1 protein-coding gene is annotated in these 1,358 nt (G+C 65.8%); it reads left to right on the forward strand.

Going from position 1 to position 1,358, the window contains the following annotated elements; all coding sequences use genetic code 11:
- Window positions 1-1,358: Ig-like domain-containing protein (locus AC1DT2_RS23505; protein WP_477299091.1), on the forward strand; the 1,358-nt coding region annotated here is incomplete at both ends.

Genomic DNA, 1,358 nt, shown 5'->3' on the forward strand with positions numbered 1-1,358 from the left:
CCCGTGACGGTCAGCCGTGCGTATACGCTGACGATCGCAGCCGTCACCGTAGGCATCTCGCCGGCTACCTTGCCGAACGGCATCGTGGCCACTGCCTACACCACGACACTGACGGGAACCGGCGGTGTCGCGGCTTACACATTCATCGTCAGCTCGGGGGCTTTACCGCAGGGCCTCACGTTATCCCCGGGCGGCATCCTTGCCGGCACCCCGACGGTACACGGCCCGGCATCGTTCACCATCCAGGCCACCGACGCGCACGGCATGACGGGGACGCAGGCTTATACCGTCACGATCGGCGATGCCATACCGGTTGCCGTGGCCGATACAGCCAGCACGCCGGCTAACCAGGCCGTCTCGATTCCGGTCACCACCAACGACACCGGCGTGATCACGTCGGTCACCGTGGCGAGTAATCCCGCACACGGTGCGGCGGTCGCTAACGGCCTGTCGATCAGCTACACGCCTGCCGCCAACTTCTTCGGTACCGACACCTTCACTTACACGGCGACCGGTCCCGGCGGTACATCGAATGCCGCCACAGTCACCGTCACCGTACAGGCGGGTGCCGTCCCGATCGTGACCAACCAGGCCGTCACGGCGACGGCCGGCAATCCGGTCACCGTCAATGCCACCACGGGCGCCACCGGCGGCCCCTTCACCACGGTGGCTATCGTCACCGCGCCCACCGTGGGCACGGCCACCGTGAACGGTACGAATATCGTCTACGCCGCACCTGCGGATGCCAGCGGTATCCAGCACTTCACCTACACCGTGTCCAACGCCTTCGGTGCATCTCAGCCGGGCACGGTGACGGTGACGCTGCAGGAACGACCCGTCGCTCCCGCCTTGAGTGCGACGGTTGCCGCGGGACAGAACGTGCAGGTGGACCTCACGTCCGCTGCGCGTGGCGGTCCGTTCACCGATGCCACGGTGGTTTCGCTTTCACCCGCGCAAGCAGGGCACGGAACGATCGTGAAGACAGCGAACGGCTATCGCCTCGACTTCGCGGCAGCGGCCGCTTTCTCTGGCCAGGCACAACTGGTCTATACCCTCGCCAATGCCTATGCGACATCGCAACCGGCGACCGTGACGATCACGGTGACCGCGCGGCCGGATCCGTCGAAGGATCCGGAAGTGCTCGGCGTCCTCGGTGCGCAGGTGGATTCCACGCGGCGCATGGCGACGGGGCAGATCTCGAACTTCCAGCAGCGCCTGGAATCGTTGCATGGGGCCGCGAACTCACGCTTCAGCAACGGGCTGAGTTTCAGCTCCGGTGGCGGTCGCACGCCTACGGATACGACTCGTCCGGGTAAGGGTGTCGCGGATGCGATGACCGATCCGAACGGCCCGAACTT

The sequence above is a fragment of the Luteibacter sp. P4_E6 genome, from assembly GCF_056401535.1.